We start from the raw sequence: 17296 nt of genomic DNA, 5'->3' as shown, positions 1-17296 counted from the left end.
GCACTCGACAGGGTGTGGGAGAGTAAGACACCGCCGACACATTATGTGAGAAGGGTCCCTTCTTTTCCGGTCCACCGGAAAAGAAGGGACCCTTTTTATTTGCATCGCTGGAGCAGTCATCGAGTGGCGGACGGCCGCGGTCGCGGCCGAACCACCACCCGTTCAAGGTTCAGGAAGCCAGCTTGCGTCGGAGGAGTTCGAAGCACAGCACCGCTGCGGCGCTGGCGACGTTGAGCGATTCCACCCCACCGGCCATCGGAATGGACAACGGCTGGGCGACTCGTGCCTGCACGTCTTCCGAAAGCCCGGCGGTTTCGCTGCCCAGCACGAACACCGCGCGCGGTCCGAAGTCGGCGTCGAAGATGCTCTCCTCCGCGGAGGCTTCGAGCGCGAACAACGGGTAGCCGGCTTCGGTCAGCAGCTCCGCGGCCTCGCCGGCGGTGCGGGTCCGCAGGACCGGGGCGTGGAACGCCACTCCGGCCGAAGCCTTGATGACCAGCGGGTCGAGGCTGGCGACGCCGCGGTGCGGCACCACGATTCCGTCGATTCCGGCTGCGGTCGCGGTGCGCAGGATCATGCCTACGTTCGCCGGCGTCGTCAGACCGTCGAGCAGCAGGATGGTTCGCGGTGCGTGCGCGGGGTCGGCGAGCGCGTCCGAGAGCGGCCGCATCTTCCGCGCCACCACGTCGGCCAGCACGCCCTGGTCGTGCCGGCCGTTCCCGGCCAGCACCTTCACCCGGTGCGCGCTCGCGCGCTGGACCCGCACCGCGCGGTCGGCGGCGGCCTCCTGGATCTCGTCGATGATCGAGCCGCGCAGCCCCTCGGCGAGGATCACCTTGTCCACGCGAAGGTCGTAGTCCGTCAACGCCTCCAGCACCGGCTTGCGGCCGTAAACGGTGACGAATCGATCTTTAGGGGAAACTTCGCTGGTCACGCTTCCAAGTGTCACATGCTCCGCCGCGCCCTCCTCGACTGGAACCCCTCGGGATCCGGCGGCTCGTGTGCCAGGATCGCGGACATGTCCGATCGTCTCTCCGCAGTCGACGCCTCGTTCCTCTACCTGGAGGACTACACGACGCCGATGCACGTCGGTGGCGTCGCGGTGTTCCGGCGCCCGCGCACCGGGTTCGACTACGACAGGGTGTTGGCGCTGATCGACCGCCGGCTGGGCTTGGTGCCGAGATACCGGCAGCGGGTGATGCAGGTTCCGGGCGGGTTGGTGCGTCCGGTGTGGGTGGACGACCAGGACTTCGACATCACCTACCACGTGCGGCGGTCGGCGCTGCCCAAGCCGGGCAACGACGATCAGCTGCACGACCTGGCCGCGCGGCTGATGTCCCGGAAGCTCGACCCCACCCGGCCGCTGTGGGAGATCTACCTGGTGGAGGGGCTGTCCAAGAACCGGGTGGCGGTGATCACCAAGACGCACCAGGCGATGGTCGACGGCATCGGCGCGATCGACATCGGCCAGGTGATCCTGGACGTTGAGCGCGACCGGCAGGTTCCGGACGCCGATGAGCTGTGGATGCCGCGCCCGGAGCCGAGCCTCGCGGAGCTGGTGGTCGAGGCGATGACCGACGCCGTGCAACGTCCCGGCGAGGTGGTGGAGAACGTTCGGGCGGCGGTCGCCGACGCCACCGCGACGGTCCAGAAGATCACGCGGGCTCTGGGCGGTGTCGCCTCGGCGCTGCGCACCGCCGTGGTCCCTGCACCGAGCGGGCCGTTGAACGCGCCGACCTCCACGCAGCGCCGGTTCGCCGTCGCGCGGGCCAAGCTCGACGACTTCCGTGCCGTCCGCCAAGCTCACGGCAGCACCGTCAACGACGTGGTGCTGGCGGTGGTGACCGGCGCGCTGCGGAACTGGTTGTTGTCCCGCGGCGAAGTGGTGTCGCCGTCGACGACGCTGCGCGCGATGGTGCCGGTGTCGGTGCGTTCCGACGATGCGGAGGCGCGCGCGACGTACCCGGAGACCGGGAGCCTGCCTGTCGGGTCGGTCGGCAGCAAGGTGTCCGCGTACCTGGTGGATCTGCCGGTGGGCGAGGGGAATCCGATCGTCCGGCTGCACCAGGTCAGCCATGCCATGCGCGCGCACGCGGAGTCCGGGCAGTCGGTGGCGGCCGGTGCGCTGGTCAAGGTGTCCGGGTTCGCGCCGCCGACCCTGCACGCGTTGGGGGCACGGGTCGCGAACCAGTTCTCGGACCGATTGTTCAACGTGCTGGTGACCAACGTTCCGGGACCGCAGGTGCCGTTGTACGCGGCGGGAGCGAGGATGATGGAGATGTTCCCGGTGGTGCCGTTGGCCAAGAACCAGTCGCTGTCGGTAGGCGTTACCTCCTACGACGGCGGCGTGTACTTCGGGTTGAACGCGGATCGGGATGCGATGCCCGATGTGGACGTGTTGGCGGCGATGATCGGAGAAGCAGTGGACGAGATGATCGGGACGGTCGACGCATGAGGGTTTACCTGCCCGCCACGGTGCCGATGTTGCGGCGACTGGTGGAGGAGAAGCAGTTGCAGCCGTTGGGTGGGACCGCGTTCGCGTTGACGCCGGCGCTGCGCGAGTCCTACGCCAGTGGCGACACGGAGGAGCTGGAGTACGCGGCGATGCGTGAGGCTGCTCGGGCGTCGCTGCGGTTGATCGGTGGTGACCTGGGCGCGGGCGAGAAGGTCGAGCTCCGCCGGGTGGTGATCTCCGCCGATGTCGACGACGTGACGCTGCGGCCCGATCTGGACCACGCCGTGGTGAAGGTGTCCGGGCCGGTGCAGTGGAAGAAGATCGCGGCCGTGCACGTGGACGCCACGGAAGCGGAGGACGCGGTGCGCGCCGCGGCGGAGGTCATCGACGCCGCCGACCTCGGCGATCCGGACGCGGACTTCACCCTGGGCGAGGCGGAGGACCACGAACTCGCCTGGTACGCCCCGCAAGAGGTGCCGTTCCTGCTGGAGCTGATGTAGCGACCGGGTGGTGCGGCCCGGGTGAGTCGCCTCGGGCCGCACCGCGGTTTCAGCGCTTTTCCTGGACCTGGTCGGCCGGCGGCACGGTGATCTGGACCGGCTTGCCCCAGTCGCTGTAGCGCACCGTCATGGTCGACTCGGGGATCTGCTGGCCGGCCACGGTGAGGGCGGGCGTGGTCGAGTCGGCCTTCAGCGGCAGGCCCTCGGCGTCCACCCACACGGTCTGCTTGACCTCGGTGACACCGGCGTCGACCAGCGCCTGGAACGCCGGCTTCTCCTCGGGCTTGGCCTCGGCGGCGGCCGCCTTGAGGTCGGTCACGATCTCGTAGCGGGTCGCCTCCTGGCCGTCGACCTGCTCCTTGGCGCTGGAGGTGATCTTGGACCCGGGCGGGAGCATGGACTCGAGGTCGTTGATCTTGCCCAGCTGGCCGAGCTGCTGCGCCATCGAGTCGTTGGCGGCCATCTTCAGCCACGGCTTGCTCGGGTCACCGGAGAGCTGGGCCAGCTCCGGGCTCTTGATGTACATCCCGTCCTTGGTGAACACCATCTCGGTCGCTCCGGTGCAGGCCATCTCGGTCTGCACGATGTCGAGCTGGCACTTCGTGGAGCCGAGGGCCTGGACGGCGCCGGTGCCCTCGAAGGACACCGTCACGGTCTTCTTCGCGTCCATGCTGGACTTCGCCGAGCTGATCAGCGACGAGACGTCCTTGAACGGCGAGCTGGAGCTCTCGGTCTGCTCCTGGCCGGCGTTGCCCGGGTCGGCTGGCGTGCCGCCCTGGCTGCAGGCGCCCAGGGTGATCGCCAACGCTGCTGCGGACAGGGCGACTGTGGTGCGGCGCACGGGATTTCCTCTCTGCATGAAGATTGCAATGCCCGAAAAGTAACAGTTCTTCATGCCTCTTCCGGGCGTTTTGCGGGAAGTGCGGTCACCGCGGCGGCTGCTGCGCCTGCGGCGGCAAGGTGTCGAAGACGCCGATCTGCCCGGCTGGCGGGACCGGGATGTCGGCGGGGGCGCCCCAGTCGCGGTAGGTCGAGGTCAGCGACACCTCGCCCGCTTGGGCGACCTCCTGGTCGGCGGCGAACCGCGCGGGCAGGCCGGAGTCGTCGAGCCACAGCTGGTAGCCGAGTTCCCGCTCGCCGGCATCGGCGGCCTGCCGGAACCGGTCGCGCTGCTGCGGATCGTCGGCCAAGTCGGCGGCCTGCGAGGTGATGATCCGCAGCTCGTAGCGGGTGGTGGGCTTGCCGTCGACGGTGTCGGGCGCGCTGGTCTGGATGCGGGTGGCGGGCTCGATGCCGGTGAAGGCGGCGCGCGGGTCGACGGCATCGTGCAGCTGGTCCAGCGCGGGGCCGAGGAGCTTGTCGCCGAAGTCGGCGCCACCGGGCGTGATCTTCAGCCAGGGCTTGTCCGGCTCGGGCCGCACCAGCGGGGTCCGCAGGTAGCCGACACCGTCCATGATGGACAGTGAGAGGCGCTGCGACGACAGGTTCCCGGGCGTTCTGGTCTGGCCTTCGAAGGCGAGATCGGCTTGCGGACCCCGGTAGCGGACGGCGCCTTCGGCGGTCAGTTCGCCCACCAGGCCGAGGCTTCCGCGCACGCTGCTGTGCACGCTTCCGCGTTCGCTGATCTTGTTGATGACCTGCGACAACATGACATCCGCTCGCGGGCGGGGGTCGGGGCGGACGGCCATCAGCGGCCCGGGCTGCGGAAGTGGTTCGGCGCCGCAGGCGCCCAGCGCGGCGATCAGGGTGAGACCGGCGGACAACACCGCGGTCCTGGTGCTGGCTCGTGGCATCGGGCGAGCTCCTCGGGCCGTGTCAGCGTGCGGTGGCCGAATCGTCCGCGCGGTCAAGGAAAAACCCGCAGCGGACGCCGAGATCCACGCTAACAACGAAGTCGTCGCACCACAGGGGACGATCGAGTCTCGTTCGGGGGATCAGACCTCGTCGAGCCCGGCCCGGGAACGCAGCAGGCGGCGCAGCGAGGCGAGCTGCTCGACGCTGCCGCCGTCGGCGGCGTAGGTGTCCAGGTGGCAGTCCGGGTCATCGGAACCACCGAGGTGCCCGCAGTTCGGCGGGCATTCCTCCGCCGCCTCGGCGAAGCCTTCGAACGCGGCGATCACGTCGTCCGGGGTGACGTGCGCCAGGCCGAACGAGCGGATGCCCGGGGTGTCCACCACCCAGCCCCGACCGGGCAGCGGCAGCGCGACCGCCGAGGTCGAGGTGTGCCGGCCCTTGCCGACGCCGCTGACCTCGCCGGTCGCCCGGTCGGCCGCCGGCACCAGCCGGTTGACCAATGTGGACTTGCCGACGCCGGAGTGGCCGACCAGCGCGGACACCCGGTCCGCGAGCAGCGCGCGGAGTTCCTCGGGTTCGCAGTCCTGGCGGGTGATCGTGATCGGCATGTCCAGGGACGAGTACGTGGCGATCCACTCGCCGGGATCGGCGAGGTCGGCCTTGGTCAGGCACAGCACCGGCGTCAGCCCGCCCGCGTAGGCGGCGACCAGGCAGCGGTCGATGAAGCCGGGCCGCGGCGGCGGATCGGCCAGCGCGGTCACGATGATCAGCTGTTCGGCGTTGGCGACCACGACCCGCTCGTACGGGTCGGTGTCGTCGGCGGTACGGCGCAACACGCTGGTGCGGTCGTCGACCCGCACGATCCGGGCCAGCGTGTCGGGCTTGCCGGAGATGTCACCGACCAGGCCGACGCGGTCGCCGACCACCACCGGCGTGCGGCCCAGCTCGCGCGCCCGCATGGCGGTGACCAGCCGGTCCGGGTTCCCGTCCAGCGCGCACGTCCACCGGCCGCGGTCGACCGCGACCACCATCGCGGCCGCCGCGTCCTCGTGCTTGGGGCGCTGCTTGCTGCGCGGACGGCTGCCCCGGCGCCCGGGGCGCACCCGCACATCGGACTCGTCCAGATCCCGCCAACCGCGCTTGCGCATCAGGCCGCCCCCGCGCTCACGCCGATTCCCCGAGCATCGCCGCCCACATCCCGGGGAAGTCGGGGATCGTCTTGGCGGTCGTCGCGATGTCCTCGACGACCACGCCGGGCACCTTCAGCCCGAGGATCGCGCCGGCCGTGGCCATCCGGTGGTCGGCGTAGGAATGCCAGTTCCCACCGGTCAGCGGCCGCGGCTCGACCAGCAGCCCGTCCTCGGTCTGCTCGACCGCGCCGCCGAGCTTGGTGAGCTCGTTCTGCAGCGCGGCGAGCCGGTCGGTCTCGTGGCCGCGCAGGTGCGCGATGCCACGTAGCCGCGAGCGACCGGTCGCGAAGGCGGCCAGCGCCGCGACGGTCGGGGTGAGCTCGCCGACGTCGTGCAGGTCGATGTCGACCGGGGTGAGCTCGGCGGGGCCGGTGACGGTCAGCCCGGCCGCGGTGCGCTCCACCCGCGCGCCCATCCGGCTCAGGATGTCGCGGATGGCGTCGCCGGCCTGCGTGGTCTGCGCCGGCCAGCCGGGCACGGTCACGGTGCCGCCGGTCACCGCCGCGGCGGCGAGGAACGGGGTGGCGTTGGACAGGTCGGGTTCGATCTCGACGTCCAGCGCGCGGATCGCGCCCGGCGCCACCCGCCAGGTGTTCGGCTCCCGGTCGTCGACGTCGACGCCGGCGGCGCGCAGCATCGCCACGGTCATCTCGATGTGCGGCAGCGACGGCACCGGCTTGCCCTCGTGCAGCACCGTGACGCCCTGTTCGAACCGCGGCGCGGAAAGCAGCAGCCCGGAGACGAACTGCGACGACGCGGACGCGTCGATGGTGACCGTGCCGCCGGTGAGCTTCCCCGTGCCGTGCACGTCGAACGGCAGCGCGTTGCCGCTGATGTCGGCGCCCAGCTCGCGCAGCGCGTCGAGGACCGTGCCCAGCGGCCGCTGGCGGGCCTGCGGGTCGCCGTCGAAGGTGACCCGGCCGTCGGCCAGGGCCGCCACCGGCGGCACGAACCGCATGACCGTGCCGGCCAGGCCGCAGTCGACCTCGGCCGGTCCCCGCAGCTCGCCCGGCGCGACCTGCCACGAGCCGTCCGGCCCGTCCTGGATCTCGACCCCGAGGGCACGCAGAGCCCCGGCCATGAGCTCGGTGTCCCGGCTGCGCAGCGGGGCGCGCAGCGTCGACGGGCCGTCGGCGAGTGCGGCGAGCACCAGCGCGCGGTTGGTGATGGACTTCGAACCGGGCACCGGGACGGTCGCGTGCACGGCGCCGCGGGCGACCGGAGCAGGCCAGAGCTGGGTCATAGGGCAATGATCCCCCACCCGGCCCCCTGATTTCAGCGGCGGGGGCAATCCGGCCATGCCGCTCGCCTGCGACGATGCGGCCTGACAGGATGAGGAGGACCGCTCGACCACGAGGCGATGGAGGTCCGACCAGGCATGTGCGGCAGGTACGCCTCCACGAAGGATCCGGGCAAGCTCGCGGCGGAGTTCGCGGCGCTGGACGCCACCGGCGGCGCTGCACCGGGAGCGGATTTCAACGTCGCGCCGACCAAGAACGTGTTCACCGTGGTGCAGCGGCATCCCCGAGACGATGCCGGTGAACGCGAGCTCGATCGAACCGAGCGCACCATCCGGGTGATGCGGTGGGGCCTGGTGCCGATGTGGGCGAAGGACAAGTCCATCGGCAGCCGGATGATCAACGCGAAGTCGGAGACGGTGACGACGAAGCCGGCCTTCCGGACGTCGATCAAGCGCTACCGGTGCCTGCTGCCCGCCGACGGCTGGTACGAGTGGAAGCGCGAAGGCGGCCGCAAGCAGCCGTTCTTCATGACCTCCCCGGACGGTGCCAGCCTGGCGATGGCCGGGATCTACGCCACCTGGCGCGATCCGCAGGCCGAGGACGCGCCGCCGCTGGTGACCTGCTCGGTGCTCACCACCAGCGCGCTCGGGCAGCTGGCCGAGGTGCACGACCGGATGCCGTTGCTGCTGCCGGCGACGGCGTGGGACGAGTGGCTCGACCCGGACCAGCCGGACGTCGCCGACCTGCTCGGCGCGCCGTCGCGGGAGCTCGTCGACGGCCTGGAGATCCGCCCGGTGTCGACCGCGGTCAACAGCGTCCGCAACAACGGCGCCGAACTCCTGGAACGCGTGTCGCTCGATGCGCAACCGCAGGCGGTAGGTTTGGATCCGGAAGCGAAATGAGCGGTTCGGGCGCGGGGTGAGCTCTGATGTGTGGTCGGTACGCCGTCCGGCACGACCCGGCGGCGCTGGCCGAGGAATTCGCGGCGACGGATCGCACGGCCGGGGCCGTCGGCGCGGACTTCAACGTGACGCCGACCAAGACGGTGCCGATCGTCGTGCAGCGCGGCGCCGAGCGCAGCGTCCGCCCGGTGCGCTGGGGCCTGGTGCCGACCTGGGCGAAGGAGATCGGCAGCGGCCCGCCCATGATCAACGCGCGTGCCGAGTCCATCACCACCAAGCCCGCCTTCGCGGACTCGGCGCGGCGCCGCCGCTGCCTGATGCCCGCCACCGGCTGGTACGAGTGGCAGCCCGGTGACCAGCGGCGACAGCCCTACCTGTGCACTCGCGGGGACGGCGAGAGCCTGGCGATGGCCGCGGTGTTCTCCGCGTGGTGGGCGCCGAACTCGACCGACCAGCCGCTGGTGACCTGCGCGGTCGTCACCACCGATGCCGTCGGCGAGCTCGCCGGCATCCACCACCGCATGCCGCTGGTGCTGCCGAGGCACCGCTGGGCGGACTGGCTCGATCCGCAGCGCACCGAGATCGCGGACCTGCTGGAACCCGAACCGGAGGTGCTCGCCGAACTGGCGATCCACCCCGTCTCCACCGAGGTGAACAGCATGCGCAACAACCATCCTGACCTGATGGAACGAGTCGAACCGGCACCCGCGCCCGCCGAACAAGCCGCGCTGTTCGAGTCATGACCAAGGTCGAGGTCGAGACGCCGCACGGCCCGGCCAGGGCCGAGCTGCACTGCGCGGAGGAGGGGCGTGCCGCGCTGCTGCTCGGGCACGGCGCGGGCGGAGGGATCGCCGCGCCCGACCTGGTTGCGGTGACGCGGGCCGCGACGGAAGCCGGCGTGCACGTGGCGCTGGTCGAGCAGCCCTACCGGGTGGCCGGCCGCCGGGCGCCCGCCCCGGCCAAGCAGCTGGACGCGGCCTGGCTCGCCGTGGTGGAGGACCTCGGCGAGCGCTGGTTCGCGGATCTCCCGCTGATCTTCGGCGGCAGGTCCTCGGGGGCGCGCGTCGCCTGCCGCACCGCGGAGGCGGGCGCCGCGTCGGCGGTGCTGTGCCTGGCGTTCCCGGTGCACCCGCCCGGCAAGCCGGAGAAGTCGCGGCTGGGCGAGCTCGACGGGGTGGAGGCCCCGGTGCTGGTGGTGCAGGGCGAGCGGGACGCGTTCGGCCAGCCGGAACCGTCGCACAACCGCGAGGTGGTGCTGGTGCCCGGCGACCACTCGCTGAAGGCCGACGTGGACGCCGTGTTCCGCGCCGCGCAGGAGTGGCTCGGCAAGATTCTCCGCCTCATGGACTAGCGCTCGAAATAGTTGTGACCGGTGGCACGATTCCGGCGGCCGATTCGTCCGCTCGAAAGCGCCGCGTTGCCGGTTCTGCCCGGATGCCGCAACATCGGTGCGGTACTGGGGGGATTTTGTTTCTCCCGATCGCCCGGAATCGCGGTCGGGGTGTGAATCGCTCTGCGAAAAGCGAATTCGGCTGCGATCTCGTCGATGCTCCCGGGCAGGAGGAATGCCCCGGCCTGTCCGGGTCCCGGTGCGGCTGTTGCGCGGCAGCCGCACCAACGCCCGGGGGAGCGGCCCGTCCGCTCCCCCGGGGCGGTCAACCGGCGATGTCGGCGACGCGGGCGTCGAGCAGCCGGACCAGGTCGTCGGCCGCCAGCTCGATCTCCAGGCCGCGTCGTCCCGCGCTGCAGTAGATCGTGTCGAACCCGGTGGCCGACGCGTCGATCACGACCGGGAGCCGTTTCTTCTGGCCGAGCGGGGAAATCCCGCCGGCGACGTATCCGGTGGCGCGTTCGGCGTCGGCGATCTCGGCCATCTTCGCCTTCTTCCCGCCGACGGCGGCGGCGAGCGCCTTGAGATCGAGCTGGCCGGTGACCGGCACCACGCCCACGGCGAGCTTGCCGTCGACCTCCGCGACCAGCGTCTTGAAGATCCGCTCCGGTGGCTGGCCGAGCGCCTCGGCGGCTTCCAGGCCGAACGACTCGGCGCGGGGATCGTGTTCGTACGCGTGAACCTGGTGCGGGATGCGCCGCTTGCTCAACAGCGCCGTAGCCGGGGTGCCCTTGCCTGCCATGAGCGTCACTTTAGAAGGCCGGAATATCTCCCGGCGCCCATTGCGTTGGACGGGGCGTGACGATGGATTCGACGAACACCTGCGTGCTGGACCGCCCCGAGCGTGCGCCGCTATCACCACCGGGAAATAGCAGGCGAGCACGGGTATCCTCGAATGCGGACCATGCGAAGGATCGCATGGGTTCGTCGCCTGCAGTCACCTCGTCCAGGCGGCGGGAAAGGAGCCCGGTGCCAAGCACCTCAGAGCACCCGGACGCAACCGGGCGGCCCGGCGACGTCGGGCGCCTCAGCACTGCCGACACCGATGCACCGGTCGACTCCGCCGTGGTCGACCGCGGTGAGGAGGCCGACGAGCAGCGCGCGGCCCGCTTCGAGCGGGACGCGATGCCGCTGCTGGACCAGCTCTACGGCGCGGCGCTGCGGATGACCCGCAACGCGCAGGACGCCGAGGACCTGGTCCAGGAGACCTACCTCAAGGCCTTCTCCGCGTTCAAGTCGTTCGCGCAGGGCACGAACCTCAAGGCCTGGCTGTACAGGATCCTCACGAACACCTACATCAACGGTTACCGCAAGCGGCAGCGGCAGCCCCAGCAGCAGCCGACCGACGAGATCGCCGACTGGCAGCTCGCGCAGGCGGAGAACCACACCTCCAGCGGCCTGCGTTCGGCCGAGGTCGAGGCGCTCGACCGGCTGCCGGACACCGATGTGAAGGCCGCTCTCCAGCAGCTGGCCGAAGAGTTCCGCATGGTCGTCTACCTCGCGGACGTGGAAGGCTTCGCCTACAAGGAGATCGCCGAGATCATGGGCACCCCGATCGGCACCGTGATGTCGAGGTTGCACCGTGGTCGCCGGCAGCTGCGTGAGATGCTCACCGACGTCGCCCGTGATCGCGGCTTCTTGCGGCAGAACCAGCGGGAGGTGAGCACCAAATGAACTGCGGTGGGCCGGACGAAGCCTCCTGCGAGGACGTGCTCGCTGAAGTGTGGCTTTTCCTGGACAACGAGTGCGACCAGCAGCGGCGCGCCGCCGTGCAGCAGCACCTCGACGGGTGCGGGAGTTGCCTCGAGCACTTCGGCATCGAGGAGCACATCAAGGCGCTGTTGCACCGCAAGTGCAGTGGTGAGCACGCGCCCGTGGAGCTGAAGGCCCGGCTGCGGGCCTCCATCCGCGAGGCCGTTCTGGAGAAGGCGGAAGTGACCGTCGAGCGCGGCCCCGAAGGCACCTCGGTGGAAGTGCGGGCGAAGCGAACTTCGGCGGAATGACCCGCAAGACGACGAATGGCCCCGGACCGAGTGGTACGGGGCCATTCGAGCTTTCGACGGCTGGTGCCGTCGCGCTCACGAGCCGTTGGGGCGCTTGCCGTGGTTGGCCTTGTTCTTGCGCCGGTCCTTCTTCTTGCGGGCACGCTTACCCATGGCAACTCCCTAAAGTTCGCTTCCGACCAGTCCGACCGTTCGCAGGTCTTCACGACCACCCGGTCTCCGCTGGGGTTTCGAGCATCCAGTTTGACATGTCCGCTACCTGCCGCCGGCGGGTGGTTCCGGTCATGGTTTCCTAATCAGGGGCCCACCGGGTCCGCGACGAGGAGGAGCGCATGGCCGAGGAGATCCGCGCCGAGATGGTCGCCAACGTGATGGCGGTGTCGGTGGCTGAGGGCGACTCGGTCAGCGACGGCGACTCGCTGGTGCTGCTGGAGTCCATGAAGATGGAGATCCCGGTGCTCAGCGAGGTGTCGGGGACGGTCAGTACGGTTGCCGTCAAGCCGGGCGACGTGGTCCAGGAAGGCGATCTCATCGCGGTCGTGGAGTGACGCGACCGCGCCGACCCAGAGAGGCGGATCTTGTCCACGCTGAGTGATCTGCTCGCCGAGCACACCGGGTTGTCCGGCACCGCCGCCGACCACCTGCAGCTCGTGGTCGCCGAGTGGCAGCTGCTGTCGGACCTGTCGTTCGCCGACTTCCTGCTCTGGGTTCCGATCGGGCCGCAGGACGCGCCGGAGAGCCGGTTCCTGTGCGTGGCGCAGGCGCGGCCGACGACGGCGCCCACGGCACACCCGGAAGACGTCGTCGGCACCGAGGTCACCCAGGACGAGCATCCGCAGCTGCGGCGCGCCGCGCTGGAGGGCCGGATCTGCCGCGAGGAGGACCCGCGCTGGCACCTGGGCGTGCCGGTGCGCCGCGAGACCATCCCGGTGAAGCTGGGCGACGAGATCGTCGCGGTGCTCAGCCGGGACACCAACCTGGCCGTGCCGCGGGTGCCGTCGCCGCTGGAGATCTCCTACCTGGGCAGCGCGGCCGACCTGTGCCAGATGGTCGCGGACGGCACCTTCCCGACGCCGGAGCCGGCGCCCGACGTGCACACCAGCCCACGGGTCGGTGATGGGCTCATCCGCCTGGACAGTTCGGGCACGGTCGTCTTCGCCAGCCCGAACGCGCTGTCGGCCTACCACCGCATGGGCCACGCGGCGGATCTGGTCGGGGCGCAGCTCGCGCAGCTGACCCGGTCGCTGCTCAACGATCCGTTCGACGCCGACGAGGTGGCGCAGCGCGTCCGCCGGGCGATGGGCGGTCAGCCCAGCATGCGCATCGAGGCCGAGGCCCGGGGCGCGACGGTGTTGTTCCGGGCGCTGCCGCTGCGGCCTCGCGGCCAGCAGGCCGGCGCGCTGGTCCTGGTGCGCGACGTGACCGAGGTCAAGCGCCGCGACCGCGCGCTGATGTCGAAGGATGCGACGATCCGCGAGATCCACCACCGCGTCAAGAACAACCTGCAGACGGTCGCCGCGCTGCTGCGGCTTCAGTCGCGCCGCACCGGGAACACCGAGGCGCGGCTCGCGCTGGACGAGTCGGTGCGGCGGGTGACGTCGATCGCCCTGGTGCACGAGACGCTGTCGATGTCGGTGGACGAGCGGGTTGATCTCGACGACGTGGTCGACCGCGTGATCCCGATGATGAGCGACGTCGCCGTGGCCGAGACCGGTGTCAAGGTGCGCCGCGAGGGACGGTTCGGGGTGGTGTCGGCCGAGCTGGCCACGCCGCTGGTGATGGTGCTGACCGAGTTGGTCCAGAACGCTTTCGAGCACGCCTTCCCGGAAGGGCAGGGCGGCGAAGTCGTTGTGCAGGCGGAGCGTTCGGCGCGTTGGCTGGACGTCGTCATCTCGGATGACGGTCGCGGCCTGCCGAAGGGTTTCTCCCTCGAACGCGCCGAACGTCTCGGCCTGCAGATCGTGCGGACCCTCGTGGAATCGGAGCTCCGAGGGTCGTTGAGCTTGCGCGGTCGCGGCCGGCAACGCGGTACCGAGGCGGTGTTGCGGGTGCCTCTCAAGTACCGGCGCTGACGTCGACCTGTTGGTCGGGCGCCGCGCTGGTGCATCGATATCCGGTGACTCGCCGGTCGGGTGGCGGGTCGTGGCCGATCTGGTCGGTTTCCCGGTGACCGTCAGCTCATCCGGTGGAGAGCTCGGTGGGGGTTTCCGGGACCGACATCGACGCGGATCGGCCGGGTCTCGTCGGGGTGTGCTTCTGTCGGGTGCGATGGCCGTTCGTTCGACCGGGGCGAAAACGTGCGGTCGGCCGCCGGGGGTGCGACCGCACCGGCACGTTTTCAGCGAGTTCGCGACTCAGGCGTTGGTGCGAGCCCGGGTGCGAGTGTTGCGACGCTTGAGCGCGCGACGCTCGTCCTCGCTCATACCGCCCCATACGCCGGCGTCCTGCCCGCTCTCCAGTGCCCAAGCCAGGCACTCGGAGGCGACCGGACAACGGCGGCAAACGGCCTTCGCCTCGGCGATCTGCAGCACAGCAGGACCGCTGTTCCCAACGGGGAAGAACAGCTCCGGGTCCTCGTCACGGCAAACCGCATCGTGGCGCCAGTCCATCGTTCCTTGCTCCTCGCTAGGCGCGCCTGATGCGCGCCGCTCGTTTTGTTCGGGGTGTTTGTGAATGCTTTCACGGAGTCCGTGTGCTTGTGAATGCTTTCACGAACTGCCGCGATGTCAAGAGTTCGATCTCGCGTGGTGAGGGAACTCACCTGAAAGATCGACAGGGCTTGACCAGGGGTTTCGGTGTGTCGTCGGTCGCAGACGGGGGTCGCGAGTCGACAACTACGTTCATCCGTTACAAGAAGGTTATACAGCGACGCGGAGAGCGTCCGGGACGGAGAAGAACTCGATCGCCGAACGCTCGCCCAGGCAATCGCCGTCGACCTGCAGGCGCAACGGCTCCGTACAGGTTACGCGGAGATACCCCGCGTCCGCACGCTGAATTGAGTTTCTCGGGTGTGGTTTCCCTCTACCGCGTAGCATCTGCGCTACATGTTGTAACACTGGGTAAGCACTCATGTTGTGCAACGCGAAAACGCCGAGGCCCGTGTCGAAGGTGGTGTCGGGGCTCATGCGCACCGGACGTGACCCGAGATACGTCCACGGATCGGTGTTCGAGACGAACACGCTGTGCAACTGATCGATCGGGTCTTCGTGACCGATTTGCAAGCTGATCTTGGGGGCCCGGCGCGCCATGCGGAAGTAGCAGCTCAACGCGGTGCGCGCGTACAGGGTGGGCGTCACGTTCTGGCCGCGGGAGCGCAACCGTTCGACCTCGGCGACGACCTCGGCGTCCCAGCCGACGCCGGCGTTGAAGGTGAACCAGCGGTCGTCGGCCTTGCCGAGCCCGACCAGCCGGCCGCTGCCCTCGGCCACCGCGCGCAGCAACCGGTGGGTGGCCTCGACCGGATCCCTGGGCAGGCCGAGCGCGCGGGCGAACACGTTCGCCGAGCCACCGGGCACCACGCCCAGCGTCGGCATCGCCCGGTCGCCGCGTTCGGCGGCCGAGAACATGCCGTTGACAACCTCGTTTACCGTGCCGTCGCCGCCTAGCGCGATCACCAGGTCGACGCCGTCCTCGACGGCCGCTCGCGCGGTGTCGGAGGCGTGGCCCCAGTACTGCGTTTCGACGACGTCCAGCTTCAGCTCGCTGGCCAGCGCGTGGGCGATCACATCCCGGCCGGCCGCAGTGGTGGACGTCGCCTGCGGGTTGACGACGAGTACGGCGCGCACAACCGCAGCCTAGGCGAGGCCGTTGTGCGCCGACGCACCCTCCGGTGTTCGGCGTCCGCCGCGCGGGTCAGCTCTCCCGGACCGCCCCCTTCCGCAGCGAGGCGTGCAGGGGTCGGCCCATGCGCCGGGCTGCGGTGGGTCCGGCGGGCTGAGACACCAGGAGCGGGTGCGCCACGCCTTCGACCGCCACCGAGTTCCCGGGGGACCCGGATGCGCAACCCCGGAGCGCATCCGATCGTCTTCCGCCGGGACCTGCCGGGCGCACGGCGGATCGTGAGGACACCCCGATATCCCCGACCGCCGCTGGAGCCATGAGTCGATCATTGCGCGTGACGGTGGTCGCAGCCATGCGGCGTTCGGGCGGTATTACCATCGTTGGTGCGTACGCAGAGTCACCGAAGTGGTTTCCGGGAAAGGCGAATCGACCGTGCCGACCGAAGTCGTCCCGCGCACCATCCGCATCGCCGGTGTCCTGACCACCCTGCAGGCGGCGGTCGGGTTGAGCTTCGTCGTGGCCCTGCTGGTCCGCAGCACCTCGTCCGACGTCGGGGGTGTGGGGCAGTTCGAGCCGGCTCAGATGCTCGGCGAGGCCGGGTACTACGCGCTGCTGTCCTCCGGCGTGCTGGCCGCGGGCATCGGCCTGTGGCGGGGCAAGCACTGGGCTCGCACGCCCGCGCTGCTGATGCAGCTGCTGCTGCTGGGCACCGCCTGGTACGCGTTCGGGCCGTCCGGGCAGCCGCTGATCGCGCTGGTGCTCGCGGTGCCGGCGATCGCAGTGCTGTGGTTCCTGTTCAACCGGGAAGGGCGGGCCTGGTCGTTCTACGCAGGCGCCGCCCCCGACGCCGATCGCGACGCGTAGGAGCTCGCGTCAGGCGCTGAACGTGCGCAGCGCGTCGCCGGTGAGCCGGTACACGGTCCACTCGTCCATCGGGATCGCCCCGGCCGCCTTGTAGAAGTTGATCGACGGCTCGTTCCAGTCCAGCACCGACCACTCCAGGCGCGCGTAGCCGCGGTCGACGCACTCCTTCGCCAGGGTCTGCAGCAGTGCCTTGCCGAGGCCGGATCCGCGCTGCTCGGGGCGGACGTAGAGGTCCTCCAGGTAGATGCCGTGCACGCCTTCCCAGGTGGAGAAGTTCAGGAACCACAACGCAAGTCCGGCGACGGCACCGTCCACTTCGGCCACGTGGCCGAACAGTGCGGGTGCCGGGCCGAACAGCGCGTCCCGCAGCTGTTGCTCGGTCAGGTGGCACAGCTCCGGTGCCTTCTCGTACAGCGCGAGTTCGTGCACCAGCCCGACCATGGCGGGCACGTCGGCTGGGGTCGCCCGGCGGATCATCGATACCTCCACGTGAGTCACTTGGCCCCAGGATATTCGGGGCCGGTGACCGCCGGTGCGGCGGAATTGCCCGGTCAGCCCTGCTGCCAGGGCGGGATGTTGGACCGCTCCACCTGCGGCACGCCCCGCTCGTGGCCCAGCACCGTGATCCCCGCCGGGTCCAACGCGAAGTGCACGCCCGACGTGGTCGGCAGCCCCAGCCAGCGGGCGATCAGGCAGCGGCTGAAGTGGCCGTGCCCCACCAGGACCACGTCGGAGCCGGTGTCGGCGATGCGGGCCAGCAGCTTGTCGGCGCGCACCGTGACGTCCGCAGCGGTCTCGCCGCCCGGGCACGGGTGCGTCCACACCGTCCACTCCGGCGCCGTCTCGCGGATCTGCGGCGTGGTCAGGCCCTCGTAGTCGCCGTAGTCCCATTCCGCGAGCAGCGGCTCGGTCACCACGTCGGCCAGGCCGGCCAGCGTCGCCGTGCGCTGGGCGCGCTGCCGCGGGCTCGCCAGCACGACGACCGGCCCGGCCGGGCGCAACGCGGAGAGCGTCTGCCCGGCCTGCCGCGCCCGCAGCTCGCCCTCGACCGTGAGCGGGATGTCGGAACGGCTGGTGTGCCGGCCGGTCCGCGACCATTCGGTCGTGCCGTGCCGGAGGACGTAAACGCGGTGCTCATCCTGTGCCACGGCGTCGAGCGTAACCGCGTTGCGCTGGG

The 17296-nt window shown here is 70.4% G+C and carries 21 protein-coding genes; 10 read left to right on the top strand and 11 right to left on the bottom strand.

The window, feature by feature from the left end:
- Positions 1-169: 169 nt before the first annotated feature.
- On the bottom strand, positions 170-934 hold the full coding sequence (locus AC07FN_RS12560) for a TrmH family RNA methyltransferase (protein WP_452616723.1): 765 nt from the start codon (positions 932-934) through the stop codon (positions 170-172).
- Positions 935-1018: 84 nt separating this feature from the next.
- Here AC07FN_RS12560 and AC07FN_RS12555 point away from each other — a divergent pair, with 84 nt between their 5' ends.
- The gene (locus AC07FN_RS12555; protein ID WP_478395710.1) at positions 1019-2455 is read left to right on the top strand and encodes a WS/DGAT/MGAT family O-acyltransferase; all 1437 of its coding nucleotides are present in this window, start codon (positions 1019-1021) and stop codon (positions 2453-2455) included.
- On the top strand, positions 2452-2955 hold the full coding sequence (locus AC07FN_RS12550) for a DUF6912 family protein (RefSeq protein WP_452616721.1): 504 nt from the start codon (positions 2452-2454) through the stop codon (positions 2953-2955). Before AC07FN_RS12555 ends, AC07FN_RS12550 begins: the two co-directional genes overlap by 4 nt.
- Positions 2956-3004: 49 nt before the next feature.
- On the opposite strand, the gene AC07FN_RS12545 is transcribed toward AC07FN_RS12550, so the two are convergent.
- The 4 genes from AC07FN_RS12545 to aroA form a co-directional block, all read right to left on the bottom strand.
- Positions 3005-3796, bottom strand: a complete 792-nt coding sequence (locus AC07FN_RS12545; RefSeq protein WP_478395709.1) for an SCO4651 family lipoprotein — start codon at positions 3794-3796, stop codon at positions 3005-3007.
- An 85-nt stretch (positions 3797-3881) separates the two neighbouring features.
- Positions 3882-4748, bottom strand: a complete 867-nt coding sequence (locus tag AC07FN_RS12540) for an SCO4651 family lipoprotein (protein WP_478395708.1) — start codon at positions 4746-4748, stop codon at positions 3882-3884.
- Positions 4749-4889: 141 nt separating this feature from the next.
- Positions 4890-5897, bottom strand: a complete 1008-nt coding sequence (gene rsgA, locus AC07FN_RS12535; RefSeq protein ID WP_452616718.1) for a ribosome small subunit-dependent GTPase A — start codon at positions 5895-5897, stop codon at positions 4890-4892.
- 16 nt (positions 5898-5913) lie between these two features.
- On the bottom strand, positions 5914-7182 hold the full coding sequence (aroA, locus tag AC07FN_RS12530; RefSeq protein WP_478395707.1) for a 3-phosphoshikimate 1-carboxyvinyltransferase: 1269 nt from the start codon (positions 7180-7182) through the stop codon (positions 5914-5916).
- 135 nt (positions 7183-7317) lie between these two features.
- Here aroA and AC07FN_RS12525 point away from each other — a divergent pair, with 135 nt between their 5' ends.
- The 3 genes from AC07FN_RS12525 to AC07FN_RS12515 are packed head-to-tail and all read left to right on the top strand — an operon-like array spanning position 7318 to position 9433.
- Positions 7318-8082, top strand: a complete 765-nt coding sequence (locus AC07FN_RS12525; protein ID WP_478395717.1) for an SOS response-associated peptidase — start codon at positions 7318-7320, stop codon at positions 8080-8082.
- A 26-nt stretch (positions 8083-8108) separates the two neighbouring features.
- Positions 8109-8825: an SOS response-associated peptidase gene (locus AC07FN_RS12520; RefSeq protein ID WP_478395706.1), complete on the top strand. Its 717-nt coding sequence runs from the start codon at positions 8109-8111 to the stop codon at positions 8823-8825.
- Positions 8822-9433 carry an alpha/beta hydrolase family protein gene (locus AC07FN_RS12515; RefSeq protein ID WP_478395705.1) on the top strand — a complete coding sequence of 204 codons (612 nt, stop codon included), beginning with the start codon at positions 8822-8824 and terminating at the stop codon, positions 9431-9433. The genes AC07FN_RS12520 and AC07FN_RS12515 overlap by 4 nt, the downstream gene beginning before the upstream one ends.
- A 304-nt stretch (positions 9434-9737) precedes the next feature.
- On the opposite strand, the gene ybaK is transcribed toward AC07FN_RS12515, so the two are convergent.
- Positions 9738-10214, bottom strand: a complete 477-nt coding sequence (gene ybaK, locus AC07FN_RS12510) for a Cys-tRNA(Pro) deacylase (RefSeq protein ID WP_478395704.1) — start codon at positions 10212-10214, stop codon at positions 9738-9740.
- A gap of 227 nt (positions 10215-10441) precedes the next feature.
- Here ybaK and AC07FN_RS12505 point away from each other — a divergent pair, with 227 nt between their 5' ends.
- Positions 10442-11146, top strand: a complete 705-nt coding sequence (locus AC07FN_RS12505; protein ID WP_478395703.1) for a sigma-70 family RNA polymerase sigma factor — start codon at positions 10442-10444, stop codon at positions 11144-11146.
- On the top strand, positions 11143-11475 hold the full coding sequence (gene rsrA / locus AC07FN_RS12500; RefSeq protein ID WP_132489802.1) for a mycothiol system anti-sigma-R factor: 333 nt from the start codon (positions 11143-11145) through the stop codon (positions 11473-11475). The genes AC07FN_RS12505 and rsrA overlap by 4 nt, the downstream gene beginning before the upstream one ends.
- A gap of 75 nt (positions 11476-11550) precedes the next feature.
- Here the strand turns inward: rsrA and AC07FN_RS12495 are convergent, their stop codons facing one another.
- A complete protein-coding gene (locus AC07FN_RS12495; protein ID WP_371812874.1) occupies positions 11551-11628 on the bottom strand; it encodes a 50S ribosomal protein bL37 in 78 nt (25 codons plus the stop codon).
- A 179-nt stretch (positions 11629-11807) separates the two neighbouring features.
- Between AC07FN_RS12495 and AC07FN_RS12490 the strand changes: the two genes are divergently transcribed.
- The gene (locus tag AC07FN_RS12490; protein WP_478395702.1) at positions 11808-12023 is read left to right on the top strand and encodes a biotin/lipoyl-binding carrier protein; all 216 of its coding nucleotides are present in this window, start codon (positions 11808-11810) and stop codon (positions 12021-12023) included.
- A gap of 30 nt (positions 12024-12053) precedes the next feature.
- Positions 12054-13547: a histidine kinase N-terminal domain-containing protein gene (locus AC07FN_RS12485; protein ID WP_478389970.1), complete on the top strand. Its 1494-nt coding sequence runs from the start codon at positions 12054-12056 to the stop codon at positions 13545-13547.
- Positions 13548-13829: 282 nt separating this feature from the next.
- On the opposite strand, the gene AC07FN_RS12480 is transcribed toward AC07FN_RS12485, so the two are convergent.
- Positions 13830-14084 (bottom strand): WhiB family transcriptional regulator, encoded by a 255-nt coding sequence (locus AC07FN_RS12480; RefSeq protein ID WP_093277399.1) that lies wholly within the window; start codon positions 14082-14084, stop codon positions 13830-13832.
- Between the two features lie 249 nt (positions 14085-14333).
- Entirely contained in the window at positions 14334-15260 is a 927-nt protein-coding gene (locus tag AC07FN_RS12475; protein WP_358582360.1) for a diacylglycerol/lipid kinase family protein, read from the bottom strand.
- A gap of 427 nt (positions 15261-15687) precedes the next feature.
- Between AC07FN_RS12475 and AC07FN_RS12470 the strand changes: the two genes are divergently transcribed.
- Entirely contained in the window at positions 15688-16119 is a 432-nt protein-coding gene (locus AC07FN_RS12470; protein ID WP_452616709.1) for a hypothetical protein, read from the top strand.
- A 9-nt stretch (positions 16120-16128) separates the two neighbouring features.
- Here the strand turns inward: AC07FN_RS12470 and AC07FN_RS12465 are convergent, their stop codons facing one another.
- Positions 16129-16596: an N-acetyltransferase family protein gene (locus tag AC07FN_RS12465; RefSeq protein ID WP_478395716.1), complete on the bottom strand. Its 468-nt coding sequence runs from the start codon at positions 16594-16596 to the stop codon at positions 16129-16131.
- A gap of 74 nt (positions 16597-16670) precedes the next feature.
- The gene (locus AC07FN_RS12460; protein ID WP_478389967.1) at positions 16671-17267 is read right to left on the bottom strand and encodes an acid phosphatase; all 597 of its coding nucleotides are present in this window, start codon (positions 17265-17267) and stop codon (positions 16671-16673) included.
- Positions 17268-17296: the final 29 nt, after the last annotated feature.

This window comes from Saccharopolyspora sp. NPDC045941, from assembly GCF_056431445.1.
The sequence above is the reverse complement of the archived record's forward strand: the minus strand, read 5'-3'. Positions and strand labels throughout refer to the sequence as shown.

What these genes read in the sequence shown, in the direction of transcription:
- rsrA (WP_132489802.1), top strand. Translation starts at nt 11,143, where the DNA reads ATGAACTGCGGTGGGCCGGACGAAGCCTCCTGCGAGGACGTGCTCGCT.
- aroA (WP_478395707.1), bottom strand. Translation starts at nt 7,182, where the DNA reads ATGACCCAGCTCTGGCCTGCTCCGGTCGCCCGCGGCGCCGTGCACGCG.
- AC07FN_RS12540 (WP_478395708.1), bottom strand. Translation starts at nt 4,748, where the DNA reads ATGCCACGAGCCAGCACCAGGACCGCGGTGTTGTCCGCCGGTCTCACC.
- AC07FN_RS12520 (WP_478395706.1), top strand. Translation starts at nt 8,109, where the DNA reads ATGTGTGGTCGGTACGCCGTCCGGCACGACCCGGCGGCGCTGGCCGAG.
- AC07FN_RS12550 (WP_452616721.1), top strand. Translation starts at nt 2,452, where the DNA reads ATGAGGGTTTACCTGCCCGCCACGGTGCCGATGTTGCGGCGACTGGTG.
- AC07FN_RS12490 (WP_478395702.1), top strand. Translation starts at nt 11,808, where the DNA reads ATGGCCGAGGAGATCCGCGCCGAGATGGTCGCCAACGTGATGGCGGTG.
- AC07FN_RS12555 (WP_478395710.1), top strand. Translation starts at nt 1,019, where the DNA reads ATGTCCGATCGTCTCTCCGCAGTCGACGCCTCGTTCCTCTACCTGGAG.
- AC07FN_RS12525 (WP_478395717.1), top strand. Translation starts at nt 7,318, where the DNA reads ATGTGCGGCAGGTACGCCTCCACGAAGGATCCGGGCAAGCTCGCGGCG.
- AC07FN_RS12465 (WP_478395716.1), bottom strand. Translation starts at nt 16,596, where the DNA reads ATGATCCGCCGGGCGACCCCAGCCGACGTGCCCGCCATGGTCGGGCTG.
- AC07FN_RS12480 (WP_093277399.1), bottom strand. Translation starts at nt 14,084, where the DNA reads ATGGACTGGCGCCACGATGCGGTTTGCCGTGACGAGGACCCGGAGCTG.
- AC07FN_RS12515 (WP_478395705.1), top strand. Translation starts at nt 8,822, where the DNA reads ATGACCAAGGTCGAGGTCGAGACGCCGCACGGCCCGGCCAGGGCCGAG.
- ybaK (WP_478395704.1), bottom strand. Translation starts at nt 10,214, where the DNA reads ATGGCAGGCAAGGGCACCCCGGCTACGGCGCTGTTGAGCAAGCGGCGC.
- AC07FN_RS12495 (WP_371812874.1), bottom strand. Translation starts at nt 11,628, where the DNA reads ATGGGTAAGCGTGCCCGCAAGAAGAAGGACCGGCGCAAGAACAAGGCC.
- rsgA (WP_452616718.1), bottom strand. Translation starts at nt 5,897, where the DNA reads ATGCGCAAGCGCGGTTGGCGGGATCTGGACGAGTCCGATGTGCGGGTG.